At 54.7% G+C, this 26,992-nt stretch carries 20 protein-coding genes and 4 pseudogenes; 17 read left to right on the top strand and 7 right to left on the bottom strand.

Going from position 1 to position 26,992, the window contains the following annotated elements:
• Positions 1-41 precede the first annotated feature (41 nt).
• From D3M70_RS04005 to D3M70_RS03975, 8 genes and pseudogenes are all read left to right on the top strand, one after another.
• Entirely contained in the window at positions 42-725 is a 684-nt protein-coding gene (locus tag D3M70_RS04005; protein WP_120124529.1) for a heavy metal response regulator transcription factor, read from the top strand.
• The gene (locus tag D3M70_RS04000; RefSeq protein WP_120124528.1) at positions 722-2,110 is read left to right on the top strand and encodes a heavy metal sensor histidine kinase; all 1,389 of its coding nucleotides are present in this window, start codon (positions 722-724) and stop codon (positions 2,108-2,110) included. The genes D3M70_RS04005 and D3M70_RS04000 overlap by 4 nt, the downstream gene beginning before the upstream one ends.
• Before the next feature lie 98 nt (positions 2,111-2,208).
• Positions 2,209-2,550, top strand: coding sequence for a hypothetical protein (locus D3M70_RS32610; RefSeq protein ID WP_120124592.1), 342 nt, complete (start codon positions 2,209-2,211; stop codon positions 2,548-2,550).
• 99 nt (positions 2,551-2,649) lie between these two features.
• A complete protein-coding gene (locus D3M70_RS03990) occupies positions 2,650-3,906 on the top strand; it encodes a TolC family protein (RefSeq protein WP_120124526.1) in 1,257 nt (418 codons plus the stop codon).
• Positions 3,903-5,387, top strand: a complete 1,485-nt coding sequence (locus D3M70_RS03985) for an efflux RND transporter periplasmic adaptor subunit (protein ID WP_120124524.1) — start codon at positions 3,903-3,905, stop codon at positions 5,385-5,387. The genes D3M70_RS03990 and D3M70_RS03985 overlap by 4 nt, the downstream gene beginning before the upstream one ends.
• Positions 5,384-7,838, top strand: a pseudogene (locus D3M70_RS03980) (efflux RND transporter permease subunit); the annotation flags it as partial. The gene D3M70_RS03985 and the pseudogene D3M70_RS03980, both read left to right, overlap by 4 nt.
• 1 nt (position 7,839) lies before the next feature.
• Positions 7,840-8,492: pseudogene (locus D3M70_RS32605) on the top strand (efflux RND transporter permease subunit); the annotation flags it as partial.
• Positions 8,489-8,830, top strand: coding sequence for a copper-binding protein (locus D3M70_RS03975; RefSeq protein ID WP_120124523.1), 342 nt, complete (start codon positions 8,489-8,491; stop codon positions 8,828-8,830). The pseudogene D3M70_RS32605 and the gene D3M70_RS03975, both read left to right, overlap by 4 nt.
• A gap of 149 nt (positions 8,831-8,979) precedes the next feature.
• Here the strand turns inward: D3M70_RS03975 and D3M70_RS03970 are convergent, their stop codons facing one another.
• The gene (locus tag D3M70_RS03970) at positions 8,980-9,414 is read right to left on the bottom strand and encodes a helix-turn-helix domain-containing protein (protein WP_120124521.1); all 435 of its coding nucleotides are present in this window, start codon (positions 9,412-9,414) and stop codon (positions 8,980-8,982) included.
• 93 nt (positions 9,415-9,507) lie between these two features.
• Here D3M70_RS03970 and D3M70_RS03965 point away from each other — a divergent pair.
• From D3M70_RS03965 to D3M70_RS03950, 4 genes and pseudogenes are all read left to right on the top strand, one after another.
• A pseudogene (locus D3M70_RS03965) lies at positions 9,508-10,460 on the top strand (arsenic resistance protein).
• Between the two features lie 210 nt (positions 10,461-10,670).
• Complete coding sequence (locus D3M70_RS32600) at positions 10,671-10,802, top strand: hypothetical protein (RefSeq protein ID WP_024073362.1); 132 nt, start codon at positions 10,671-10,673, stop codon at positions 10,800-10,802.
• Between the two features lie 529 nt (positions 10,803-11,331).
• Positions 11,332-13,809 carry a heavy metal translocating P-type ATPase gene (locus D3M70_RS03955; protein ID WP_256659692.1) on the top strand — a complete coding sequence of 826 codons (2,478 nt, stop codon included), beginning with the start codon at positions 11,332-11,334 and terminating at the stop codon, positions 13,807-13,809.
• A 45-nt stretch (positions 13,810-13,854) separates the two neighbouring features.
• Positions 13,855-14,247, top strand: coding sequence for a zf-TFIIB domain-containing protein (locus tag D3M70_RS03950; RefSeq protein ID WP_062384611.1), 393 nt, complete (start codon positions 13,855-13,857; stop codon positions 14,245-14,247).
• 114 nt (positions 14,248-14,361) lie between these two features.
• Here D3M70_RS03950 and D3M70_RS34025 read toward each other — a convergent pair whose 3' ends face one another.
• The 3 genes from D3M70_RS34025 to D3M70_RS03935 all read right to left on the bottom strand — a co-directional run bounded on the left by D3M70_RS34025 (position 14,362) and on the right by D3M70_RS03935 (position 17,074).
• Positions 14,362-14,631 (bottom strand): DUF411 domain-containing protein, encoded by a 270-nt coding sequence (locus D3M70_RS34025; RefSeq protein ID WP_375232918.1) that lies wholly within the window; start codon positions 14,629-14,631, stop codon positions 14,362-14,364.
• 368 nt (positions 14,632-14,999) lie between these two features.
• Positions 15,000-16,403, bottom strand: a complete 1,404-nt coding sequence (locus D3M70_RS03940) for a heavy metal sensor histidine kinase (RefSeq protein WP_120124518.1) — start codon at positions 16,401-16,403, stop codon at positions 15,000-15,002.
• Positions 16,400-17,074: a heavy metal response regulator transcription factor gene (locus D3M70_RS03935; RefSeq protein WP_120124516.1), complete on the bottom strand. Its 675-nt coding sequence runs from the start codon at positions 17,072-17,074 to the stop codon at positions 16,400-16,402. The genes D3M70_RS03940 and D3M70_RS03935 overlap by 4 nt, the downstream gene beginning before the upstream one ends.
• 504 nt (positions 17,075-17,578) lie before the next feature.
• On the opposite strand from D3M70_RS03935, the gene D3M70_RS03930 reads away from it, so the two are divergent.
• The 4 genes and pseudogenes from D3M70_RS03930 to D3M70_RS32595 form a co-directional block, all read left to right on the top strand.
• Entirely contained in the window at positions 17,579-18,805 is a 1,227-nt protein-coding gene (locus tag D3M70_RS03930; protein WP_120124587.1) for a TolC family protein, read from the top strand.
• 63 nt (positions 18,806-18,868) lie between these two features.
• A complete protein-coding gene (locus D3M70_RS03925) occupies positions 18,869-20,125 on the top strand; it encodes an efflux RND transporter periplasmic adaptor subunit (RefSeq protein ID WP_120124515.1) in 1,257 nt (418 codons plus the stop codon).
• Positions 20,126-20,149: 24 nt separating this feature from the next.
• Positions 20,150-22,838, top strand: a pseudogene (locus tag D3M70_RS03920) (CusA/CzcA family heavy metal efflux RND transporter); the annotation flags it as partial.
• Between the two features lies 1 nt (position 22,839).
• A partial coding sequence (locus tag D3M70_RS32595) for an efflux RND transporter permease subunit (protein ID WP_256659691.1) occupies positions 22,840-23,253 on the top strand: 414 nt, incomplete at its 5' end.
• Between the two features lie 40 nt (positions 23,254-23,293).
• Here the strand turns inward: D3M70_RS32595 and D3M70_RS03915 are convergent.
• Together D3M70_RS03915 and D3M70_RS03910 are read right to left on the bottom strand one after the other, a co-directional pair.
• Entirely contained in the window at positions 23,294-24,211 is a 918-nt protein-coding gene (locus D3M70_RS03915; RefSeq protein ID WP_120124513.1) for a cation diffusion facilitator family transporter, read from the bottom strand.
• 205 nt (positions 24,212-24,416) lie between these two features.
• Complete coding sequence (locus D3M70_RS03910; protein WP_062384627.1) at positions 24,417-24,632, bottom strand: hypothetical protein; 216 nt, start codon at positions 24,630-24,632, stop codon at positions 24,417-24,419.
• A gap of 229 nt (positions 24,633-24,861) precedes the next feature.
• Here D3M70_RS03910 and D3M70_RS03905 point away from each other — a divergent pair, with 229 nt between their 5' ends.
• A complete protein-coding gene (locus D3M70_RS03905; protein ID WP_120124512.1) occupies positions 24,862-25,191 on the top strand; it encodes a DUF2790 domain-containing protein in 330 nt (109 codons plus the stop codon).
• A gap of 174 nt (positions 25,192-25,365) precedes the next feature.
• Here the strand turns inward: D3M70_RS03905 and D3M70_RS03900 are convergent, their stop codons facing one another.
• Entirely contained in the window at positions 25,366-26,691 is a 1,326-nt protein-coding gene (locus D3M70_RS03900) for an OprD family porin (protein WP_120124510.1), read from the bottom strand.
• Between the last annotated feature and the right edge of the window lie 301 nt (positions 26,692-26,992).

Genomic DNA, 26,992 nt, shown 5'->3' with positions numbered 1-26,992 from the left:
TTTCGTAGCACACTTGAACGACGCACAGCTGCAGTTCCACCATGAAAATCCTCGTAGCACAAGACGAACCCAAGACCGGAATGTACCTTCAGCAAGGACTCTTAGAAGCGGGTTTTAATGTCGACCGGGTGGTGACAGGGACAGAGGCATTGCATCAGGCTTTGAACGAGACCTATGACCTCCTGATTCTGGACGTGATGATGCCTGGTATCGACGGCTGGGAGGTCATCCGAAGTGTTCGCGCAGCTGGAAGCTTGGTACCCGTATTGTTCCTTACAGCCAGGGACGGAGTGGACGACCGAGTAAGAGGGTTAGAGCTTGGTGCAGATGATTATCTAGTTAAGCCATTCGCGTTTTCCGAGCTGCTCGCTCGCGTCAGAAGCCTGCTACGTCGAGGGGCTGGTGCACCCAATCTGACGTCTATCAAAATCGGAGATCTTGAAGTCGACCTGCTCAAACGTCGGGCCTCGCGCTCAGGGCAACGCATTGATCTGACAGCCAAGGAGTTTGCTTTGCTGGAACTGCTAATGCGCCGCAGAGGAGAGGTACTCTCGAAGTCATTGATCGCATCCCAGGTCTGGGATATGAATTTCGACAGCGATACCAACGTAATTGAGGTGGCCATCCGCAGACTTAGAGCCAAGATTGATGATGATTTCGATACAAAGCTGATTCAGACTTCGCGAGGCATGGGATACATGCTTGATGCCCCGGACGCAGAATGAAGCGCCCGTCTCTAACGCTTCGTCTGAGCCTGATGTTTGTGTGCGCTGTAGTCGCAGTGCTCGTCGTAGCAGGCTTTACCTTCGATGGATTCAGCCGGCATCACTTCAAGGCACTTGACCGGCAAGCAATGACAGAGAAGCTCGAATCCATCCGTCAAATCATGGACGGTGAAGCTGGCTCGGCTGACCGCTCAGATGTCTTGCTCCAGTTGCAAGCGCTATTGGGGGCACATCAGGAGCTCTCAGCGTCGATTGTAATGCAAGGTGGAAAGACGATTTTCGCGACCTCTAACGCAGCTGAGCACCCTGCTATTCCTCCTAACACTCCTGAAGACGACATGTGGGAATGGACAGACGGAGGCCACCTGTACCGAGGAATGAAAGCTCAGGTTCATTTGGTGAATGAAGCAGAGCCACTGACGGCGTGGCTGAGTATGGATATCACAAGCCATATGCACTTTGTCGAGACCTTACGCTGGTGGCTGGTGATCGGTTTGGCGATCAGTGCATTGGTCAGCGCAGGTTTGGGTTGGTTGGTGGCACGCAGCGGTTTAAAACCGGTCGCACAGGTGACGCAGGTCGCGGCCTCGATGTCAGCTGGATCGCTGAAAGAGCGTATTCCGATGGATTTTGTGCCTCGTGAGCTTGAACTGCTTGTAAGCTCATTTAATGCAATGCTAGCTCGGCTGGAAGAGTCATTTTCACGGTTGTCTAACTTTTCAGCGGACATTGCCCACGAACTACGTACGCCCATAAGCAATTTGCGAACACATACAGAAGTCATCCTCACAAAAAAACGTGCACCGGAAATATACGAAGAAAACCTCTATTCGAACCTGGAAGATCTGAACCGACTTTCCAGCATCATCGATGGCATGCTGTTTCTTGCAAAGTCTGACAACGGCCTGGTTCTTCCCGCGAAAGAAAAAGTAGAAATGCGGTCGGTGGTCGAGAAGGTCTTGGAGTATTACCAACTGCTGGCCGATGACACAGGGGTAAAGCTTCAAGTCAACGGACGCGGCGAGGTGCGAGGAGACAGAACTATGCTGGACAGGATGGTTTCAAATTTGTTGTCAAACGCGATCCGGTACACACCTTCTGGCGCCACCATTTGCGTAGACATCGAGCCATCCGGCCCCATGGTCAATCTGTCAGTGCTAAATCCCGGTGAAGAAATTGCCGCCGAACATCTGCCTCGGCTGTTTGATCGCTTTTATAGAGTTGACCCTGCGCGAAGGGAGAGCTCTACAAACAATGCAGGGCTGGGTTTGGCAATTGTAAAGTCGTTAGCAGATGCTCATGACGGTACCGTTGGGTGTGCTTCAGCTTCAGGGCGAACGACTTTTACGATAAGCCTGCCTGCTTGGCCTATTGCGCATGGGTGAAAGGCTGGGGCGCGCCGAATCAGAGCTACCAAGTCGAGGCTTGACTTTTAATGCTGTCCAATTGTAAGTCCCATTTGCACCGACTACACTCCGCCTCTATGAAACGCTATTTGCGGCTTTGCATGCTTCTTCTGATCAGCTTGACGCTTCCCATGTCCGGAATGGCGGGCGTTCAGGCACCCACAGAACCTTGCCCAATGAAGACCATGGGCATGGCGATGATGGACGACATGAAGATGGACTGCTGCAACGACATGAAAAGCCCTTCTGAGCACGGGAAGCCTTGTAAGCCGGGCCAGGAATGCAAAACAGGCGGTATGTTGGAAGTTTCGGTATTTAAGCCCCCTGTCACACTGTTTGATCCTGTAGTCCTATCCTTCTCTAGCGATTCATTGCCTGTACATACCCCGTCCGGAGTATGGCGACCTCCTCGCGTTTAATTCCTGTCCGACATTGAGCCTCATTCTGCACTAGCGGGATGGACTAGCTGCGCGCATGTCTTTTGACGCGTGCAGCGGATGATTACAGGAATCGTAAACATGAACTCCAAGTGCAATTGCACAGGCTGGTCTCTCGTGGTCGGTCTGGCGGCAAGCGTGCTGGCGTTGCCGAGTTTCGCTGCCGCATTGACGCTCGATGAAGCGTTGCGGCTGGCAGAAAACAATGCGCCGTCGCTGACCGCACAAGACGCCAAAATTCAGGCTGCCAGCAGTGCAGCCATCCCTGCTGGTGAATTACCTGATCCCAAGCTCTTGGTGGGCGTGCAGAACTACCCCATCGGCGGCCCGGATCGTTGGAGTATTGACCAGGACTTCATGACCATGCAGATGGTCGGGGTCAGGCAGGAGATGCCCAATAGCGACAAGCGCAAAGCGCGTATCGAAGTTGCCGATGCAGCTATTGATCGTGCCTCTGCGGAGCGTCGAGTCGAACGTTTGAAGGTGCGCCAGTCCACGGCGTTGGCCTGGATCAGCAGCTACTCGGTCGAGCGCAAAGATGTGTTGTTCCAGGACTTCTACAAAGAAAACCGCCTGCTGAGCGATACCGTCCGGGCCCAAATTGCCGGTGGCCGCGCTCAACCCGCCGATGCGGTGACACCCAAGCAGGAAGCAGCTCAACTGGCGGAGCAGCAGGACGATCTAATTCTCCAGAGAGCGCAGGCTCGTGCGGCCCTCAAACGCTGGATTGGCTCCGCCGCCAACGACAAGCCTGTGGGCAGCTTGCCTGAATGGCCAGTTGATACCTCAAGTTACTCTCATAAGCTGCAACACCACCCCGAGTTGGCAGCGTTTGCGCCGATGACCCGCGAAGCGCAAGCCAAAGTTCGTGAAGCTGAAGCGGAAAAGCAGTCGGACTGGAGTTGGGAGCTTGATTATCAGCATCGTGACCGTCAGTTCGGCGACATGGTCAGCGTTCAACTTTCCTGGGATTTACCGCTATTTCCCGGCTCTCGCCAAAACCCTCGGATTGCGGCCAAGCAGGCTGAGCTCAACCAATTGGAGGCCGAGCGCGAAGCGCTGTCACGTGAGCATACCCAGCAGCTGGAAAATGAGCTGGCTGACTATGAGCGTCTGGATCGTGCCGTGCGCAGAAATCAGGACAGCCTGGTGCCGCTGGCCAAGGAAAAGGTCGAACTCAGCATGGCCAGTTACCGTGCAGGCAAGGGCGATTTAAACGCGGTGGTTGCCGCCCGACGCGAACTCATCGAGGCCCGCCTCAAACAGATCGACGTAGAAGAGCAGCGAGCGCTGACCAGTGCGCGTCTGTACTTCGCTTATGGGGAGTCCAGCCAATGATCCTAAAAAAATGGAACGGGGCATTGTTGGTAGGCGTCTCGCTGGCATTCGGTATTGCCGGTGGTTACTGGTTCGCACATCAACGCGTGAGCGGAGTACCTGGTGCTAGCCCGGAGCAGAGTCCCAACTCATCAGAGGAACGCAAGGCTCTGTATTGGTACGACCCCATGTACCCGCAGCAAAAGTTCGATAAGCCGGGTAAATCCCCTTTTATGGACATGCAACTGGTTCCTCAGTACGCCGGTGGCGCAGGAGATCGTGCGACCGTCAGTATCGATCCGAGTCTGACTCAAAATCTCGGTCTGCGTTTTGCGACAGTCACCCGTGGAATCTTTAACTCCAGTCTCGACGTCACAGGAGTATTGGCGTTCAACGAACGAGATGTTGCGGTGATACAGGCACGCACCCCTGGCTTTGTGGAGCGGGTCTATGCCCATGCTCCCGGAGATGTGCTCAAGACCAACGCGGCCCTGGCAGATATCCTAGTGCCGGAGTGGGCGGCTGCCCAGACAGAGTTCCTTGCCATTAAGCACAACGGTGATGTTGATCTATTGGCTGCGGCCCGACAGCGACTGCGGCTCACAGGGATGCCAGCTGCGCTGATCACCCAGGTAGAGCGCAGTGGCAAAGTCCAGCCGAACCTGAAGCTAACCACCCCCATCAGCGGCGTTCTGCAAGAGCTAAATGTGCGAGCGGGTATGACCGTGACGACTGGCGAGACCCTGGCTCGCGTCAATGGTTTGGACACGGTCTGGCTAGCTGTAGCCGTTCCAGAATCGGATTCCGGAGCTATCACCGTGGGGCAGGCGGTCGAAGCGCGTCTGCCAGCCTTCCCAGGAACAACACTTAGCGGCAACGTCAGCGCGATTTTGCCCGAGACCAATCCGGACAGCCGCACACTTCGGGTACGTGTCGAGTTACCCAATCCGGACGGGCGTCTCAGGCCGGGTTTGACGGCGCAAGTACGCCTGAATCGTTCGACCGAGCAAAGTGTATTGTGGGTGCCGAGTGAGGCGGTGATTCGCACTGGCCGACGAGCGCTGGTGATGCTCGCCGAAGACGCTGGCCGCTACCGTCCCGTGGAGGTGCTCCTTGGGCAGGAAAGCGATGGCAAAACGGCGATAGTGAAAGGTCTCGAAGCAGGTCAGAAGGTGGTTACATCTGGCCAGTTCCTGCTCGACTCGGAGGCCAGTCTTAAAGGCATTGTTGCTCGCACGGAGGAAGAGTCGGCACCCAGTGAAACAGCCTCCAGTTTTCATGAGGCTGATGGTCAGATCGTTGCGATCAACGACAAAGAAGTCACGCTCGCCCACGGCCCTTTCAAGACGCTGGGTATGCCTGGCATGACGATGACTTTCCCTCTCGCTAGTCCGGCGCTGATGCAGGGCCTCAAGGCTGGTGACAAGGTACGGGTCGCGGTGAGCCAGACCGATGATGGCTTGCGTGTTGAACGCCTGGATAAATCGGGGAGCCAGCCATGATTGCTGCCCTGATTCGTTGGTCAGTGGCCAACCGATTCCTAGTGCTACTCGCGACACTGTTTGTCACCGCTTGGGGCATCTGGTCGGTGCAAAGCACGCCCATTGATGCGTTGCCAGACCTCTCCGATGTACAGGTGATTATCCGCACCCCTTATGCAGGGCAAGCGCCGCAGATCGTCGAGAACCAGGTCACCTATCCGTTGGCCACCACCATGCTCTCGGTGCCGGGGGCCAAAACCGTGCGAGGTTATTCCTTCTTTGGTGATAGTTTCGTCTACGTGCTGTTCGAAGACGGCACTGACTTGTATTGGGCTCGCTCGCGGGTGCTGGAATACCTGAGTCAGATACAAAGCCGCTTGCCGGCCAGCGCCAAGCCGGCGTTGGGGCCGGATGCGACGGGGGTGGGTTGGATCTATCAGTACGCACTGGTGGATCGCAGTGGCGGGCACGATTTGGCACAACTTCGCGCTCTTCAGGACTGGTTCCTCAAGTTTGAACTCAAGACCCTACCGAACGTTGCGGAAGTGGCCACCGTGGGAGGCATGGTTAAGCAATACCAGGTGCAGCTTGATCCGCTCAAACTGGCCAGCCTCGGCATCACTCAGTCTGAGGTGACCGATGCTATCGGCAAGGCCAATCAGGAAACCGGTGGTGCGGTGCTGGAGATGGCAGAGACCGAGTTCATCGTGCGTGCTTCCGGCTACTTAAAGACACTCAATGACTTTCGGGCGATCCCACTGAAGCTTGGCTCGGGCGGTGTGCCGGTGACCCTTGGCGATGTCGCCACGATCCAGCTGGGGCCGGAAATGCGGCGTGGCATCACCGAACTCGACGGTGAGGGCGAGACCGTCGGCGGCGTGGTGATTTTGCGCAGCGGCAAGAATGCTCGCGAGACCATTGCTGCGGTCAAGACCAAACTCGACGAGCTGAAAAAGAGTTTGCCGTCTGGGGTGGAAATCGTCACCACCTACGACCGCAGTAAGCTGATCGACCGCGCTGTGGAAAATCTCAGCCACAAGCTCATCGAAGAATTCATCGTTGTCGCGTTGGTTTGTGGGATTTTCCTCTGGCACTTACGCTCGTCGCTGGTGGCGATCATCTCCCTGCCGGTGGGAGTTTTGATTGCCTTCATCGTCATGCGCTACCAAGGCATCAACGCCAACATCATGTCCTTGGGTGGGATTGCCATTGCCATCGGCGCCATGGTGGATGCTGCCGTGGTAATGATCGAGAACGCGCACAAGAAGGTTGAGGCGTGGCATGTGGCGAATCCAGGGGAAGAACTGAATGGGGAGCGTCATTGGCACGTGATGACCGAAGCGGCGGCTGAGGTCGGCCCGGCGCTGTTCTTCTGTTTGTTGATTATCACCCTGTCGTTCATTCCGGTGTTCACCCTAGAAGCTCAGGAAGGGCGTTTGTTCGGCCCACTGGCTTTCACCAAGACCTACGCCATGGCCGCAGCGGCGGGATTGTCAGTGACCTTGGTGCCCGTGCTGATGGGTTACTGGATTCGAGGACGAATCCCCAGTGAGCAACAGAACCCGTTGAACCGGTGGTTGATTCGGATCTATCAGCCAGCCCTGGACGCAGTCTTGCGTCGACCAAAGATCACAATGCTGGTGGCACTGTTGGTGTTTGCCAGTGCGCTATGGCCAATGTCGCGCTCGGGCGGCGAGTTTCTCCCCCCGTTGGACGAGGGCGATCTGCTCTATATGCCTTCAGCCCTGCCGGGATTGTCGGCGCAGAAAGCGGCGCAATTGCTGCAACAGACCGACCGCCTGATCAAGACTGTTCCAGAGGTTGAACACGTCTTTGGTAAAGCAGGCCGTGCCGAAACCGCTACCGATCCGGCACCGCTGGAGATGTTCGAAACCACCATTCAATTCAAGCCGCACGAGCAATGGCGCCCAGGTATGACCCAGGAAAAATTGGTGGAAGAACTGGATCGCGTGGTGCGAGTCCCTGGACTTACGAATATCTGGATACCACCGATTCGCAACCGTATCGACATGCTGGCTACCGGGATCAAGAGCCCCATCGGCGTGAAAGTTGCCGGCACTAACCTGACGGAGATCGATGCCGCGACTCAGGCAGTCGAGCGAGTGGCCAAGGACATACCCGGCATCAGTTCGGCACTAGCCGAGCGACTGACCGGTGGCCGCTACATTGACGTGGATATCGACCGAAAGGCTGCCGCTCGCTACGGATTGAATATCGCTGATGTGCAGTCCGTTGTGGCCGGCGCTATCGGTGGTGAAAACGTCGGCGAGACCATTGAAGGTCTCGCACGTTTCCCGATTAACGTACGTTACCCACGGGAGTGGCGCGACTCGCTTGGCGCCCTGGAGCAATTGCCGATTTACACCCCTCTGGGGAGCCAGATCACCCTTGGCACTGTGGCGAAGGTCAAGGTCAGCGACGGCCCACCGATGCTCAAAAGCGAGAACGCACNTGGTCGCCGATCTACGCCGGGTCGTCAATGAGCAGGTCAAGTTGCAGCCCGGTATGAGTCTGAGTTACTCAGGGCAGTTCGAATTTCTGGAACGGGCCAACGCACGACTCAAGTTGGTGGTGCCTGCCACCCTGTTGATCATCTTCGTGCTGCTCTACCTGACTTTCGCCCGCTTCGATGAGGCCTTACTGATCATGGCCACTCTGCCGTTCGCACTAACGGGCGGAGCATGGTTCCTCTACCTGCTGGGATTTAACCTGTCGGTCGCCACCGGAGTTGGCTTTATCGCCTTGGCCGGGGTTTCTGCCGAGTTCGGTGTGATTATGCTGCTCTACCTGAAAAACGCCTGGGCCGAGCGTGAAGACCTCGGCGACAGCACTGAGCGCGGGCTGGTGGCGGCGATTCGTGAAGGCGCTGTGCAGCGCGTTCGACCCAAGGCCATGACCGTGGCCGTGATCATTGCCGGTCTGTTACCCATCCTGCTGGGCAGCGGCACCGGAAGCGAAGTCATGAGCCGCATTGCCGCACCCATGGTCGGCGGCATGGTCACGGCACCCTTGCTGTCCCTGTTTGTCATTCCGGCAGCGTATCGCCTGATGCGTCGCCGTCACCTCCAAGATGAACCCAACCTCCCTCAAGGAAAAGTCGTATGAAACTGACCCTGATTGCAGCTGCTAGCACCGTACTTACGCTGTCTTTTTCTGCCCTGGCAGAGGACATGCCGGGCATGAAAATGGAGGGTGTGGAAATGAAGCAAGAAACAAAGCAGGCTCCAGTAGCCACCGCCGACGGAACGATCAAGGTTATCGATCCTACGAAGCATACCGTGACCATTGCCCATGGCGCTGTTCCATCAGTGCGATGGCCACCGATGACTATGGCTTTTTCCGCGACAGAGGATCAGTTGACAGGGCTGGCAGCCGGAGATCGCGTCTCGTTTTCCTTTCGCCTAGAGGGTGGCAAAGCCACAATTATTTCTATAAGGAAATGAGCCTGCGGTGATCAAAAACCGGCACGGTTCATCGTGTCGGTTTGTCTCTTCAGAATCCCTCTTTGCTATGCGGACGCTCGATATACCTTTGAGACTTTCGCGTTATTCGGTCTCGATGGCAGCTTTCTTCCCCACGCGTCTTGATTCGCCTAGGAGCAGCAACCGGAGCGCGTCCCGGCAGCGGGTTCGAACAAGGACTCTACAATCGTGCAATCTGGGGTGTTTGAACCCAAGCAAGTTGATTCACACGTGCCAGCCATGGAAAGCAGTTCTCCCCGGATCTGCTGCAGCTTAGCGACCTTAGACTCTACTTCTGCCAAGTGTTTCTTGACCACGGACAGTGCTTCAGCACACGGACGATCAGCATCTGCTGCGAGCGCGATGAGTTCTCGTATATCGTCGAGGGGAAAGCCTAACTCACGATTCTGACGGATGAACACGAGTCTTGAACGGTGCTTCTCTGTGTAGATTCGGTGCCTGCCGGTCGACCGCAGGGCCGGAGATAAAAGGCCTATTTTCTCGTAGTAGCGAATCGTCTCAATGTGGCAACCCGTTGATTTAGACAACGCCCCAATTCCTGACATGCGAATTCCCCAAGCATTTTCTTGAACCTGTAGTAGCTACAGATATTAACCTGCTCAATCGAAAATTGATTTCACGCGTAGCAAGGGCATTTCGTGCACAGAGAACAGCTAGAGAAGAACCAGATTCCCGTTTACTTCGTCGCGGTGATCGTCGCGGCAATAGGAGGTCTGCTCGCACCTGATGCCTCTCAAGCGTTAGGTGCGTTGGTCACACCAGCCATCGCTGTGCTGATGTACGCCATGTTTCTACAGATTCCATTCCTCCGTGATGGGCTTGCAAACAAGCGTTTCATGACGGCGCTACTGACAGCCAACTTCGTCGCCATCCCCCTGTTGGTTTGGGCGTTGACGGCGGGCCTAATGGATCAGCCGGCGATTTTGGTGGGCGCACTGCTGGTCTTGCTGACGCCTTGCATCGACTATGTGGTGGTATTTACCCATATCGGCAAAGGCGACTCCAAACTGACTTTGGCGGCAACGCCATTGCTACTCTTGCTACAGCTTGTGCTGCTGCCCCTGTATCTGGCGTTCATGCTGGGCAATGACTCGGCAGTGGTGATATCTGTCGGCCCATTTGTAGAAGCTTTCCTAGTACTGATCGCTTTGCCCTTGGTCTTGGCGGTAACAACAGCTGCCGGTGCAAAAAGGTCACGCGTCGTTGAGGGTTGGAACAACGCTTGGGCTTGGATGCCTGTACCGGCTATGGCGGCTGTGTTGGTCGTGGTGATCGGTTCCCAGATTCAGCGGTGGTTAGAGACATGGACAGGCTGCTGCCCGTCATTCCTGTCTATTTGGGCTTCATGCTCTTGGCACCATTGGTTGGTGCGCTGATTGCGCGTGCATTCAAATTGCCGGCTATCACTGCAAGATCAGTGGCGTTCAGTAGCTCGACTCGGAACTCGTTGGTGGTTCTCCCCTTGGCACTTGCCTTACCCGAAGAAATCAGAGGGCTAGCTGCGGCAGCTGTCATCACTCAAACACTGGTTGAATTGGTCAGCGAGCTAATTTACATCCGGGCAATTCCTGCATTGATCTGGCGCACGTAAAGCCATATACCGCAGCCCCACTGCGGGGGGAAGTCTCAAAATACCGAGATGATGATCTGCAGAGTCAGAATAAAGTGGTACACCACTGCTGGCATAAAAATATCAAGCTACAGTGTTTGGGTGCCCTCAATCTCGTGACCGTACTGAGCGAACGCTTACACGGCAGTCGTTTGCAAAGGCATATCCCTATCAACTGAAGGAGCAAGCTCTATGGCCATCAAACCTGGGCCCAAGCCAATTGCCGAATCAACCGGCAAGACAGACCAGCGTCGCCGTGTAACCCCCGAGAACAAGCCTAAGCATCCCGACCTGGACGTGCATAAGCACAAGAAGGGTGATTGATAGATAAGACCCCGCCGAACATGGCGGGGTTTTTACTTTAGGGGTATGCCGCCGTCGCCGGGGATCGTATTTAGCATCTACAACATGATGCTGAAAAGACTTGTAACAAAATGGTCGAGGAGGATTTATTGGTGAGACTGCGCCGAGTGGCTAGCTGGACAGCTCTGCTTTTGACCCTGTCGGCTGCCGTAGCGGTCTGTGCCTGGATAGGTATACAGCCGACGCAGATGAATGGTGTCGAAGACCGTTCTGACGGCTTATTCCAGACGTTGTCCCATAGGCTCCATCAGAAGATTGATGGCCTGCTCGATATGCATGACTCCCAAGGTGAGAGCTGACGGAGCAGTCGAGGCGCTGCCTACTTTGGCCGCCTGATTTATCCCTGCATCCATTCCTCAATAGCCCACGCATGGGGACATCGACTCAACCCGTGTCCTTACCTCAATCTGAAAAACTTCAAATCCTTCGCTTGACCCTGTAGTTACTACAGGCTGTTGAATGGCGCTATGTCCTTATGGGTAGACGCGTCATGAGTCAAGAAAACCAGTCCAAAGCCAAATTTCACTTTGTCCCGAAGTCAGACGATTGCTGCTCTGCTGACCCCCGGGAGGTGTTCGTCAAACAGATTCAATCTCGGGCTCACCAAGCTGAGCACGGTCATGATCACGCCGAGAGCTTAGGCAGCGAGGAATCGCATGCATGCGGTTCGCATGATTCTCAGGCGTCCGATCCCAAGTCGGCTCAGCATGATCATGACCACGGTGCAGACGATCACGATCACGATCACGGACATGACCATGGCTCTGCGGCTCACGCCAATGTGGATGCGTGCTGCTCAAGCAAAGCCAGCACTGTCGGCGAAGCGACTTCACGCGCAGCTATGCCAGGCCCTGAAGGGACGGCCCAAGTTCGGTATCGCATCGACAAGATGGACTGCCCTACTGAGGAGCGGCTGATCCGGAACCGCCTGGAGCCGATGCCTGGAGTTGCTCGACTCGATTTCAACCTGTTGGATCGTGAGCTTACGGTGCATCACCGTTTGGATGATCCGGAAGCAATTGTTGCCGCCTTGAATGCTCTCGATATGGGGCCGACCCTCATCGAGGCTGGCGCACCTCCAAAGGCAGTCCCACCAGCGCTTACCAAACGTCTGAAAGGGTTGCTGGCAGTCAGTGGCCTAGCTGCCGTTGCCGCTGAAGTAATCGCCTGGACGACCGGGCAGGAAGGGTCTTGGCCGGTCGTGGTCTTGGCTGTGCTGTCCATTCTAACTGCTGGTCTACCTACCCTGAAAAAGGGGTGGATCGCCGTGAAGAACTTCACGCTGAACATCTATTTCTTGATGTCGCTGGCTGTCTTGGGCGCTGCGGTAATTGGCAAGTGGCCGGAAGCTGCGATGGTGGTCTTCCTCTTCGCGGTTGCCGAAGCCATTGAAGCTTTATCTCTTGAGCGCGCCCGCAACGCGATTAAGTCGCTGACTGCCCTTGCGCCTGAAACTGCTGAGGTAATGAGTGACAGCGGCTGGAAGGAACAACCAGTCGAAGGTGTGGCGCGGGGCAGTCAAATCCGTATTCGTACTGGGTCGAGAGTGCCTCTGGATGCGACGGTAACCTCTGGCCGAGCGGCCCTGGATCAAGCGCCAATCACCGGTGAAAGCTTGCCGGTAGATAAGGTCGTGGGTGATCAGCTCTATGCGGGCAGTATCGTTACCGACGGCGTGGTTGAGGCCAGCGTGACTGCCGTTGCTGGAGAAAGTACGCTGGCTCGCATCGCAGCAGCCATTCAGAACGCTCAGTCACAGCGGGCGCCTACGCAGAGGTTCGTCGATCAATTTGCGCGCTACTACACTCCTGTTGTTGTCTTAGTGGCCCTGCTTGTTGCGACCCTTGGCCCAATATTGTTCGGTGGAACGTGGAGTGAATGGCTCTACCAGGCGCTGGTCTTGCTCGTTATTGCCTGCCCTTGTGCGCTTGTTGTTTCAACCCCCGTGACAGTGGTAAGCGGCCTCGCATCTGCCGCGAAGCAGGGGATCCTGATCAAGGGCGGTGCCTACCTTGAAAGTGGCAGGTTGTTGAAGGTGGTAGCCCTCGATAAAACCGGCACGTTGACTCAAGGCAAACCAGTTCTAACTGACTCCGAGTCGCTGGGTGAACTGCCGATTGAAACCGCACTCCTGATTGCCGCGAGCCTGGATGAACAGAGTACGCATCCAGTGGCGAAGGCTTTGGTCGCAGGGTGGAACTCGCAGCAACCAGCAATACAAGCCATGTCCGTCAGTGACTTCAGTGTCCTCAATGGGCGGGGTGTCAAAGGTAAGGTTAACGATGAAGTGTGGCACTTGGGCAACCATCGCTTAGTGGAAGAGCTAGGCATGTGTTCAGCAGAATTGGAAGCCAAGCTTTCAAAGCTTGAGGGCGCAGGCAAGACAGTGATCGTGTTGTGCAGCAGCGCCGGCCCAGTAGCAATCTTCGCGGTTGCGGACGCTGTCCGGCCTGAGAGCCTTCAAGCGATTGCGGCGTTGAAGGCATTGAGTGTGACGCCGGTCATGTTGACAGGTGACAACCCTGCCACTGCCAAAACGATTGCTGGTCAGCTAGGCATTGCGGATGCACGCGGAAATTTAATGCCCGAGGACAAGCAAACTGCCGTGGCTGAGTTGAAGACCATGTACGGCAATGTGGGGATGGTGGGTGATGGAGTGAACGATGCTCCCGCCCTTGCACAGTCCGACATTGGTTTCGCGATGGGGGCTGCCGGGACTGCAACAGCGCTGGAGACAGCTGACGTAGCGATCATGGATGACGATCCGCGCAAAATCGCAGACTTCATCAGCTTGAGCCGTCGTTCTGCCTCCATCTTGAAGCAGAACATTACCTTGGCGCTGGGCATAAAGATTGTGTTTTTGGCATTGGCATTCTCGGGGTTTGCGACTCTGTGGATGGCCGTTTTTGCCGACATGGGGGCGAGCTTGCTCGTCGTCTTCAACGGCTTAAGGCTACTGCGCCGTTGAAACGACAGCCGCTATTTAGTCATTCAAATTCAGAAGGAAGAGACCATGCAATGCCCCGTTTGCAAAGACATCTCACTGATTATGACCGAGCGCCAGAACGTTGAGATCGACTACTGCCCTCAGTGCAGGGGCGTTTGGCTTGACCGTGGCGAGCTCGACAAAATCATCGAAAGGAGCCAGCAGCAGGAGTCACGGTTTCTACCTGCTGGATTTACTCAGGCTTCTCATCAGGAACCGCCACCTCCAGCAGATGTAGTCTGCTCACAGCCTTCCAGCGGTCACCAAGGTGATAAGCATGGCAGTAAGCACGGGAGCAAACACGGCGGGCACTCCGAAGTGCAGTCGAATCATTCTGGCGGATGGCGGGACGGCTATCAGACCGGGCACCAAGGACAACCCTATCGCAAGAAATCATTTTTACAGGATCTCTTCGATTAAGACCCTTGCGGGAAAGCACCTTAGCAGCATTCGCCGGCGGGGCTTTATGGCTGCCGGCGTATTCGATTAATCCATTCCGGTTATAATCTCACGATGGCGTCGCACCCCTGAAGGCTATCGAGCTGGGAAGTCTGCCAAAATAGTCTGATCTCCAGTGTTGGTGACTCCAATAATTTGGTGCGCGCTCCTACGCGTACCCGACTCCATCCCTGGTGAACCTTGTGGCATGCCCGGTGCCGCAACACCTTTCAAGTCTGGCCTCGTACTGAGCTCAGCGATTTGCTCGACGGGGACATGTCCCTCTACAAATTTCCCGTTAACAACGCCGGTGTGGCATGACCCCAGTTGTGCTGGAACGCCTAGCTTTTCTTTCACTGCACTCATGTTGTTTTCCAAGTGATCCACTACCTCATATCCATTGTCCTTCAGGTAGCTGATCCACTTGGTACAACAGCCGCAGTTTGGATCTCTGTAGACGTCTATGGACGTCGTGGCGGCTTGCGCGAGCGTATACAGACTGATGCCTGCGATTGCTGCCAAGGTATTTACGGCGCGTCGTGTCGGCGTGGACATGATTTGAATCTCACCTAGGATGGAGTAGCTGATAAGCGTGGTTGTAGCCTCAGCGCAATCTGCTGCTTGACGCAAACTGAATGTGTAACCGAATGCGTGGGGCTTCAAATGAGAAACCCGATGCAGTAGCACTGGGTATTGGTAGGTCGAAACCTCAACTGATCCAGAGACGTTCAGCTTCAGGTGGCTTTCGGAAAGATCAGACTGAAGGTGGTGATTCGTCCCAGCTCACTTCTGGCCGTAACCCGACCTTCATGTAGGCTCATAATGGAACGAACGATAGCCAGGCCAAGACCGGCACCTCCTTGTTGGCGAGAGCGGCTGGGGTGAACTCTGTAGAACCGGTCAAACAATCGTGGCAAATGTTCTGCTTCAATGCCTTCGCCGACGTTGCTGACCGCCAGTATCACTTCGTCGGCCAATGTGGAGAGACCAAGTGTCACGATGCTTCCGGGCGATCCATGCCTGATTGCGTTGGAGAGTAAGTTCGAGATCGCGCGCTGAATCATCAGCTTGTCCCCGAGAACTTTGCCTTCGCCGGACACCTCCACCGACATCTTCTTCTCCTCAGCAGCAATTGCGAATAGCTCCGAGACCTTATAGGCCTCATCCTGAAGATCGACGCTGCTGAATGTCAGGGGCGCTGAAGGCTGGCTCACGCTTGCCAGAAAAAGCATTTGAGACACCATTCGTGACAAGCGCTCAAGTTCTTCAGTACAGGACTCCAGCACCTGCTTGTATTCATGCGGGGGCCTTTCTCTCGAGAGCGTAACCTGCGCTGTTCCCATCAAGTTGTTCATGGGCGAACGCAGCTCGTGTGCCAAATCATCCGAGAACTGCGCCAGTTGCTGCACGTCTCCGTCCAGCCTATGGAGCATGAAGTTTACGGCGTGGGCTAGATCACTCAGTTCCTCGGGGAGCCCTTGGACTTTCATTCGATGCGATAGGTCTCTAGCGGAAATACTCTCTGCTACGCGGCGGAATGCTCGCAAAGGCTTCAAGCCACGATGTACTACCCACCAAGCGCATCCACCTACTAGCAGCAAAATTAAAGGGAGAGCGATAAGGGTGGATTTCACATACGCCTTCAGCAATGTGTAATCGCTTCTCCTGTCGAGCGTGAGAATCACCAGTATCTGCTGATCATTCTTGAGCCGGATGAGCTTGTAAGCCATGAGCGTCTCGAAGCCTTCCGCCGAGTTAATCTCTTTGAATTCCAAAGCGCTCGTGTTGATCTTCGGCACAGGCTGTTCTACCTCGTCTCCTTCTCCTTCTCCTTCTCCAAGTCTTAGTAGGCGTTTTCGAGGAATACTTGAGTCCATGATGGTGAGCGTCAGATTGTCGTGACCGATAATTTGATCTCGCAGGTTATGGGGGTGAAGGACGATGTCGGCAATCGAGGATGAGCCCTCCGCGAGACTATGCTCAACCTGCGACAACTTCTCTTCCAGTCCATCCTTTGCTTGGATGTCGAGCTGTCGCCAAATGGAAGCTAAAGCGAATGTCGCCATTACCAGTACCAGCACCGCACACATCGCGGTAACGGTAATGCCGAGCTTCACGGATAGCCGCGCAGACCTCATTCGCGGACTTCCAACACGTACCCGACACCACGCAGAGTATGAATCAGCTTCTGGTCGAAGGGATCATCAATCTTGGCCCTCAAGCGTCTGATGGACACCTCGACCACGTTCGTGTCGCAGTCAAAATTCATGTCCCAAACGAGGGAGATGATTTGGGTTCGCGACATAACCTCACCGCTGTGGCGCATCAACAGGTGTAGCAGAGCAAATTCTTTCGTCGTGAGGTCGATGCGTTGGTTACCCCGAAATGCTCGGTGCCGACCTTGGTCAAGCTCCAGGTCACCGACTCTGAGTACGTCTGGCAAGCCGGCCTGCTCAGTCCGGCGCATCAGCGCCCGAACCCTGGCCAAAAGCTCAGGAAACTCGAATGGCTTTACCAGGTAGTCGTCAGCTCCCATCTCAAGTCCACGAACTTTTTCATCAAGACGCCCGCGAGCAGTAACCATCATAACGCGGGTATTATTTATTTCTCGCAACTTGGAAAGTACTTCCCAGCCCTCCATTTCAGGTAAATTTACATCTAGGATTACGATGTCGTAGCCTTGGTGTTTAGCCAGGTATAGGCCATCAAGGCCCGTATTGGCTATATCAACAACGTAACCACTTTCCGTAAGGCCTTGATGCATATATTCGGCAGTTTTAAGCTCGTCCTCGACGACAAGGATTCGCATGGCAGGAGTTCCTTTTTTGATGGATGGCAGTTGCCTGAATTCTTGATCGGGATAACCATTTTTTCACAATTTTTCCGAACGAATTTTTCACAACCCCTTGGATATGAAGCCAATTTTCGTCCCTGTAGTAGCTACAGGGTCAAGCGCATACTGCCGAAATACCTCGATTAACCCTGAGAGGCGACAATCTGTCGCATCACTGTCACAATCGATTTGTGGCGTACAAATTTCTGCTATGAGTGCAAGAGTCTAGGTATTGCAATTCATTTCAGACATGAGCTTTGATTAGTATCGAAACTAATTGTAATTCAAGAAGATTCCTATTTTTCCAGATTACGTAATTGTAATGTTCCAGCAATCCCTCTGATAACTGCGTTTGCATAAAGTCCTCCCATCAAACTCCGACTCGTCGGCGGAGCTGTACCTGTCCATTTTATATTCGGTGAGTTATGCAATCGGAGAACTTTCATCGTGCTGGGATTTAGAAGTTTTTCCAGAGCAGCTATCCGCGTCGGAGCATTCTGCCTATTGCTGATGCCGCTTGGCGCGCCGCTGGCCGTGGCTGGTCAGAGCATGAGCCTTTCTAAGGCGATTGATTCGGCATTCGCCATGAATCCTGATCTTGCCGCTGCACGACAGGAAATTGGAATTGCGGAAGGTGACCGAATCCAGGCGGGTCTTATTCCCAATCCAGTCGTATCGTGGGAAACAGAGGACACGCGTCGCAACACCAGTACCACGACGGTGATGTTGAGCCAGGCGTTAGAGCTGGGCGGCAAACGAGGCGCTCGTGTCGAAGCTGCAATTCGTGGCCAAGACGCTGCCCGCATCGAGCTTGAGCGCAGGGGAAACGAACTCCGTGCTGAAGTGACTCAAGCCTTCTACGCGGCGGTACGTGCACAAACAGGCCTGGATCTCGCTAAAGAATCCCTGTCCCTGGCTGAAAGAGGGCTTGAGGTTGCGCAAGGACGTGTCCGTGCTGGGAAGTCATCCCCCGTTGAAGAGACCCGCGCCAAGGTGCAGTTGTCTGAGACTGAACTGCTTGTTCGCCGTGCCGAGACATTGAAGGCCAGTTCATATCGTGATTTGGCTCGTGCGACAGGCTCCCTGAATGGCTCATTCGACGCTCTCGAATACTCCGACCTTTCTCCTGGAAAGTCCCCCTCGGTTTCTCAAGTAATGGGTGCCATAAACGACTCTGCAGACCTGCGCCTGGCGCAGGCTCAAATTGAGCAACGGGATGCCACTCTGGAGTCTGAGCGGGCCCAGCGCGTTCCTGATCTCACCGTCAGTGTGGGCAGTCAGTACAGCCGAGAAGATCGTCAGCGTGTCAACGTTGTTGGATTTTCCATGCCACTTCCACTCTTCAACAGAAACCAAGGCAACGTACTGTCGGCCTCTCGCCGAGCTGATCAAGCACGTGACTTGCGCAATGCCGCCGAGCTGAGGTTGCGTACCCAGACCCAGACAGCTCTTGATCAGTGGGCGACCGCATCCCGAGACATCGAGGCGTTCAATGAGGTCATTTTGCCGTCGGCGAAGAGCGCTGTTGATGCTGCCACAAGGGGCTTTGAAATGGGGAAGTTCGGGTTTCTCGAAGTTCTAGATGCCCAGCGCACGCTTATCTCGGCTCGTAGCCAATTTCTCGAATCGTTGGCCATCGCGACTGAAGCACGTGTAACCGTCGAGCGCACTTACGGTGACCTCAGCCGCTTCTCCCTCCGCCCCTAATCTCTTTTTCGCATTTATTAAACGCATCACGTGCGGGAAATCACGTGATTGCCAGGAGCACTCATGAACAGAAAACGGAGCATAACCACCGTTCTGGCGGTGGTAGCCATTGTTGGACTGGGGAGCCTGACTGTAACGAACACCGGACTTCCATTTGCCGCAGAGTCACCGCCACAGAAAAAGCAGGAGGGTGAATCAGGGCATAAACATGCCGAGGAAAAAGACCATGACCGCGAAGAGTCCGGCAAAAAAGAAGCCTCGGGTCAGGGCCAAGAAGAGGCCCATGACGAGGAAGGGCAGCTTGAACTGACGACAGCACAAATTGACGCCGCCGGAATTTCGGTCGCAGCGGCCGCGCCTCGACCGATGAGTACCTCAGTCACTTTCCCCGGCGAGATCAGATTTGATGAAGACCGCACAACTCATGTTGTCCCACGTGTAAACGGGATCGTTGATGAAGTGAAAGTTGAGTTGGGCGATTCCGTGAAAAAAGGCCAGGTACTGGCTGTGATCGCGAGTCAGCAGATCACGGATCTGCGTAGTGAACTCGATGCGGCCCAACGCAGAACTGAGCTCGCACGTCTGACCATGCAGCGGGAAAAGAAACTCTGGCAAGACAAAATCTCTGCTGAGCAGGACTACCTTCTGGCCAGGCAAGCGTACCAAGAGGCTGATATCAGCCTTGCGAATGCACGCCAGAAGCTGAATGCCATTGGGGCCAACATCAAAGTCGCCGCCGGCAATCGCTATGAACTCATTGCTCCTTTCGACTCCGTGGTTATCGAGAAACACCTCGGTATTGGAGAGGTCGTGAATGAGTCCACAGCCGCGTTCACTTTGTCCGATCTGACCCGTGTGTGGGCAACCTTTGGCGCAAGCCCTAAAGATTTGAAGCAGGTAGCAGTAGGTCGGGCAGTGAAAGTCAGCGCGCCAGATCTGGGCGCTCAAGTCGATGGCCGTGTCAGTTATGTCGGCAGCCTGCTGGGAGAGCAGACCCGCGCTGCATCTGTTCGGGTGGTATTGCCTAATCCTAGCGGTGCCTGGCGCCCTGGCCTGTTCGTTTCCATCGAAGTGACCGCCGAGAAGGGGGCGGCCAAGGTGACCCTGCCTGAGTCATCCATTCAAACGGTTGAAGACAAACCGTCGGTATTTGTTCGGAACGCGGAAGGCTTCCAGGTGCAACCGATCACGGTCGGTCGACGCGAAGGTGGTCACGTGGAGATCCTCCAGGGGATCAACGTCGGCACGCAGGTGGCCACAGAAGGCAGTTTCATCCTCAAGTCCGAGCTAGGCAAGAGCTCTGCCGAGCACGCCCATTGATCCGCGTCGTAAGAGTAAACCTCAATGTTTGAACGGTTGATTCAATTCGCAATTGAACAGCGCATCGTTGTGATGCTCGCTGTTTTGTTAATGGCGGGGCTTGGTATAGCCAGCTATCAAAAATTACCCATCGACGCCGTGCCTGACATCACCAACGTTCAGGTTCAGATCAACACATCAGCACCGGGCTTTTCGCCCTTGGAGACCGAGCAGAGGGTTACGTTCTCTATCGAAACAAGCATGGCCGGGCTGCCAGGCTTGAAGCAAACCCGGTCGCTTTCACGTTCTGGCTTGTCTCATGTCACCGTGATTTTTGCAGACGGCACAGACCTCTTTTTCGCTCGTCAGTTAGTAGGTGAACGCCTGCAGACCGCCAAGGAGCAGTTACCGGAAGGTGTCGAGGCCTTGATGGGCCCGATCTCCACTGGACTGGGCGAGATCTTTCTATGGACTGTTGAGGCTGAAGATGGCGCGCGCAAAGAGGACGGTACTCCCTACACGCCCACTGACCTTCGAGTCATACAGGACTGGATCATCAAGCCGCAGCTACGTAACGTCCCCGGAGTGGCTGAAATCAATACGATTGGCGGTTTTGCCAAGCAGTATTTGATTGCGCCGGATCCCAAGAAGCTTGCGGCATACAAGTTGACCATGAACGACCTCGTCGCCGCGCTGGAGCGTAACAATGCCAACGTTGGGGCTGGCTATATCGAGCGTGGAGGTGAACAACTGCTCATTCGAGCTCCTGGGCAATTGGGTACCATTAAAGACATCGCGAATATCGTGATCGCGAATGTTCAGGGCACCCCAATCCGTGTAAGCAGCGTTGCGGATGTGGACATCGGGCAGGAGTTACGCTCAGGTGCTGCGACCGAGAATGGTCGTGAAGTTGTCTTGGGGACAGTCTTCATGCTCATTGGCGAGAACAGCCGAACTGTTTCGCAAGCTGTGGCTGCAAAGCTGGCCGACATCAACCGTTCCCTGCCTGAGGGTGTTCACGCCGTCACGGTGTATGACCGTACCAACCTGGTTGAGAAAGCCATTGCAACGGTCAAAAAGAATCTGGTCGAAGGTGCCATTCTGGTCATCGCGATCCTGTTCCTTTTCCTCGGCAACATCCGTGCTGCCCTGATCACTGCGATGGTGATCCCGCTCGCTATGTTGTTCACCTTTACCGGGATGTTCACCAACAAGGTCAGTGCGAACCTGATGAGTCTAGGTGCGCTCGACTTCGGCATCATCGTCGATGGCGCAGTAGTAATCGTCGAGAACTCGATACGCAGACTCGCTCATGCGCAGCACAAACATGGAAGGATGTTGACGCGAACAGAACGATTCCATGAAGTGTTTGCTGCCGCAAAAGAGGCCCGTCGGCCACTGATTTTTGGTCAGTTGATCATCATGGTCGTATACCTGCCGATCTTCGCCCTCACCGGTGTAGAAGGCAAAATGTTCCACCCTATGGCCTTCACCGTCGTCATTGCACTTTTGGGTGCCATGATTCTCTCTGTAACCTTCGTACCTGCTGCTATCGCGATGTTTGTGACCGGTAAGGTCAAGGAAGAAGAAGGCATCGTGATGCGCACAGCACGGGTTGGCTATGCGCCAGTTCTCTCGTGGGTGCTAAAGAATCGACTGGCCGCATTTTTCACTGCGTTTGTGTTGATCATCCTGTCTGGCGTTATGGCCAGTCGCATGGGCAGCGAGTTTGTTCCAAGCTTGAGCGAGGGCGATTTTGCTCTTCAGGCATTACGAGTTCCTGGTACCAGTCTTACTCAGTCCGTCGATATGCAGAAGCGTCTCGAGAAGATCATCGTTGAGAAAGTGCCTGAGGTGGAGCGGATGTTTGCGCGCACGGGGACGGCTGAGATTGCTGCTGACCCGATGCCTCCGAACATCTCAGACAGTTACGTGATGCTGAAACCACAGAACCAATGGCCAGATCCAGGCAAGTCTCGAGAAGCACTCATCGCTGAGCTTCAAGCGGCAGCGGCGACCGTTCCAGGAAGTAACTACGAGCTGTCCCAGCCTATTCAGCTGCGGTTTAATGAGCTGGTCTCGGGTGTGCGAAGCGACGTCGCGGTGAAGGTGTTTGGCGATGACATGACTGTGCTGAATCAGACCGCCACGAAAATTGCCGCTACCTTGCAGAAGGTGCCAGGCGCATCTGAAGTGAAGGTTGAACAAACCTCAGGCTTGCCGGTGCTAACCATCAACATTGATCGAGATAAGGCTGCTCGTTACGGCCTTAACATTGGTGATGTCCAAGACTCGATTGCTACAGCTGTGGGGGGGCGTCAGGCCGGCACGTTGTATGAAGGAGACCGTCGTTTCGATATGGTGGTGCGACTGTCAGACAAACTGCGAACTGATGTGGCCGGGCTGTCGACTCTTTTAATCCCGATCCCGGCCACAGTTGGCAGCAGTGATCAACAGATCAACTTCATTCCGCTATCGCAAGTCGCGAGTCTCGACTTAGTGTTGGGCCCGAACCAGATCAGTCGTGAAAACGGCAAGCGAGTGGTGATCGTCAGTGCCAACGTCCGTGGTCGTGACTTGGGCTCGTTCGTTCAAGAGGCTGGCACGAGCATCAACAGCGGAGTCAAAATCCCTGCTGGCTACTGGACTGATTGGGGCGGTCAATTTGAGCAATTGCAGTCTGCAGCCAAGCGGCTCCAGATTGTCGTGCCCGTAGCGCTGCTTATGGTCATGGNGGCATGCTGGTGTTCACCGGTATCCCATTTGCGCTTACCGGTGGGGTACTGGCGCTATGGCTGCGGGATATTCCGCTCTCTATTTCTGCAGGCGTCGGCTTTATCGCGCTGTCTGGGGTGGCAGTGCTGAACGGCTTGGTGATGATTGCCTTCATTCGCGGCCTGCGGGAGGAAGGTAGGTCGCTTCAGGATGCGGTTAACGAAGGTGCTCTTACCCGGTTGCGTCCTGTCTTGATGACTGCGCTCGTCGCGTCCTTGGGCTTCATCCCGATGGCGTTGGCAACGGGTACGGGGGCTGAGGTACAACGCCCGCTGGCAACGGTTGTCATCGGAGGGATCCTCTCTTCCACCGCACTGACGCTGTTGGTACTGCCAGCGTTGTATCAGTGGGCTCATCGAAAAGAGGAAGAGTAACCGCTAGCTGGCTTGCGGCAGGCGACTGCCGCAAGTCGTACTACTGATGGTGTTCGTGATCAGGGTTGTCGTGTTCGTCACTGTGGAAACCTTCGTGCTCCAGCTGGATGGTGCAGTGGCCTATATCAAAGGCTTTACTCACGGACTCCGTCACCTCTGTCAGGATCTGTTGACCGTTGGACGCACTTGCGGAAATCACAACGTGAACACTCAATACATTCTTCCCGCTGGTAACTGACCAAACGTGCAGGTCGTGTATCGCGACTACTCCTGGCACGTCCAAGATGGTCTGTTCGACCTTCTGCACCTCAATACCGCTCGGTACTCCTTCCAGTAGCACATTCATGCTTTCGCGCAGCAACACCCAGGTTCTCGGAAGAACCCAAAGGCCAATGCCAGCAGCTACTAATGAGTCTACCCAACCCCAGCCTGTGAGCCAGATCACTACTGCGGCCAAGATGACTCCGACCGACCCCAACATATCGCTCCAGACCTCGAGATAGGCGCCTTTCACGTTGAGGCTTTCGCCGCTCGCTGCGCCCAGCATCCGCATGGATATGAGGTTCACTGTCAAGCCGAGGATGGCGATGACCAGCATGCCGATAGACTGGATGGCCGCAGGTTCGACGAGTCGTTGGTAGGCCTCGTAGAGGATGTAGATGGCGACCAAAAAGAGAAGGATCGCGTTGAAAGCGGAGGCGAGTATTTCAAATCGGGCGTAGCCAAACGTCCGATTTCTATCTGCCGGGCGTTTGGCTATCTGGAACGCCAGCAGCGAAATGGCAAGCGCTGCTGAGTCAGTGAACATGTGCGCCGCGTCCGACAACAGCGCCAAGCTACCGGTTACCCATGCGCCTATCACTTCAGCAATCATGAAACCGGTAGTGAGAAGAAGGGCAAGCAGCAGTTTTTTCTCGTGACCTGCTCGCACCTGCCCGTGGCTGTGACCTGAGCTCATCGACATATCCTTAATCTGGAGGGGGTGAATAGAGGAAGAGTAGAACGTTGAAGATCAGACTGGGGTTGCAGCGTGACCGTTCTTGGCATGGGACGAAATTTTAAGCAAAAAAAAGCGCCCTGCGGGGGCGCTTAAAGGTTCACCTTAACCAAAGGAGCTCGGGAGCTTCTAAAGGTGAATTGGGAGCGATACAGGAAACTGGAAATCAGCCGTCGGTTTTTTTCGTTTGATTGGCAGGCGCGTTGTCGTCGGACTTTACGTACTCAGTAGCTTTGGCATCGTTTTGATTTTGGAAGCGCACTTCCTGAGCGATTTTCATTTTTTGAGCTGCCTGGCTGGCCAGCTCGCTGCCATCCTGGGCAAACAATGCAGGGGAAGAAAGAGCAGCGACCGTCAGAACCATCGATTTAAGCAGATTCATAGTAGATACCGTCTGATGAAGTGGCAGTACCTGATCACCAAGCGTTGGCTCATCAGGAGTTGGTATCAATATTACTTGCGCGACCCTAACGGGAAGGTGAGCGAATAATTACAATGCTGTAATGAGGCTTTTTTCAGTAAGTGGCCAAGATTGCGAAATGGTAATTTTTGCGCAACGTTCAGTTAATGCTGACTTGGTACCTTGAGTCATCACTCAACGGAGACCAGCTATGCGCACTATCAAATCGCTTGTTTTCGCTCTAACTGTCGCTGCCCCCTTAGCTTCTTACGCCTTTGCAAATGATGACTTGGCGGTGAAAAATGCCATCAAGGATCACCAGGCTGCCGTCGTCAACTACGCCGAGAAGAACAGCAAACCTGTGCCAAATGTTGTGGAGTACAAGTACGGGATGAAACTGGATATTGCCAAGGTTGTAAGAACTTCTCCAGAGCTAAGAGAGTGCAAAGTTATTCCTCAGTTGATGACCTACGAAGACTCCAGAGGCGACTTGAATACCGTGCAATACCAGGTAATGAGCCGCTGCCGAGGCAAAAATTGATTCCGCGCCTTACCTGGGCGTTTAGGCGCAGTCACAGAACCTCCACACTTAGCGGCCCTGACGGCCGCTTTTTTATCCCATTGATCAGACCTACGTAAGAAGGTGCCCCTTAGGGCACCTTCACATTCGATTGCAAACTCTCTCCCAGCTATCAGCGGCTAGGCAAGTGATAAGTTAGAGCACGCTCAGCGGGTACTCCACGATCAGCCGGACTTCATCGAGATCAGACTCGAAAGCAGTGGCCCGTGTAGTCGCTTGGCGCAGTCGTAGTGACAGATCCTTCAACCTGCCTGTCTGAACGACGTATTTCGCTTCGATGTCGCGTTCCCAGCGCTTCTGATCCTTTAGCGGATTACCGTCCACATCTCGTCGCATGTAGACGCTGTTGGCGTTGGAATAGTCGCCGTCCGTGCCCTTGCCGTAGCGGGTCATGAATGTCAGGCCAGGAACGCCAAAGTTAGTCATGTCCAGGTTGTAGGTCACCATCCAGGAGCGTTCTTTCGGAGAGTTGAAGTCGCTGTATTGGATCGAGTTCGCGACGTAGATCGAGTCAGACTGTCTCAGGTAGTCGAAGTCGTCATCACCTTGGTTACGCTGGTGAGAGAGGGCCAGAGTATGCGAGCCGTACTGCAGGGCGACCTTCGCACTCCAGATGTCGTTGTCGAACTTCCCGAGGAGCTTTTTACCTTCGTCGGTGGAGTTGTAGTAGTTCAGGCTTGTGGTCAGCGCCATCTGGTCAGACAGTGGAAGCACGTAGGATGCCGAGGCATATTTCTGATCCCATGCATCCTTTAGCCTGCTGCCATACAAGCCGACAGTCAGCCGGTCAGTGGCCTCGTAGTCACCACCGAAGTAGCCGATCCAAGGCGAGTTCACCGGGCCACCGTAGAAGGTCACGAAATTATCGCGCATCGAGGTGGACTGGGGCTGACTCATTGAATGCAGTCGGCCACCTTGAACCGTCAGGCCGCTAAAGCTTTTGTTAATAGCCGTCACACCCCGGAAGCTTTCGGGAAGCAGACGTGAGTCACCAAACGACACCACAGGAGTCGATGGAAACACATCTCCGACGTTCACTACAGTGTCGAATGCGCGAGCTTTCACCGAGCCGCCAACCTTCGTGTACTCGTCTTTTGCATTGCCATCTTTGTCGACAGGCAAGACGTTGAACGAGCTCTGCCCACCGTTACGTCCTCCCCCGGTGTCGAGTTTGAAGCCCGACAGCACGAACGCATCGACACCTACGCCGAAGGTGCCCTGAGTGAAACCTGATTCGAATTTTCCGATAAAACCTTGCCCAGTGGCTTCGGAATAACCTTTGCCAGAGGGTGCAGACTGTCCTTTGCGGCTATCACGGTTCATATAAAAGGTGCGGCTAAGGAGATTGAGGGTGCTTCCCTCGATGAATCCTTCTTTGGCTTCTTCGGCAAAACCGACAACTGGCGTGACACTCGCGATAGTGGAAAACACCGCGAGCGAAATTTTTTTCAAGTGGGTCATGTGAGCTCCGTTCGAATCGGCAGTTTCTTATAGACGTCGACCTGGCTATTTTTTGTAGATTTGAGAGCTGCCAGTAGGCGCAATACTGACGAGTTGGCGATAACGGCGGGATGACTCGAAAATTACAAATCTGAAATCTCAAAGGGGGCGCAGCAGAGAAATCGAACTGTGTCAGTTGGGCTTGAGACTGGGTTAGGCGCTAAAGCCTGTAGACACCCCTTATTTCAGGACGAATAACTAGGCTTGAATCTTTTATATAAGGTGAGTTTCTATGTCTGGCTTTGAGGTGTTTTCAGTGAAT

Origin of the sequence: Pseudomonas sp. LS-2, assembly GCF_003605735.1 — a bacterium.
In the GTDB taxonomy this organism is placed as follows: Bacteria; Pseudomonadota; Gammaproteobacteria; order Pseudomonadales; family Pseudomonadaceae; genus Aquipseudomonas.
This window is presented reverse-complemented; position numbering and strand designations above follow the sequence as displayed.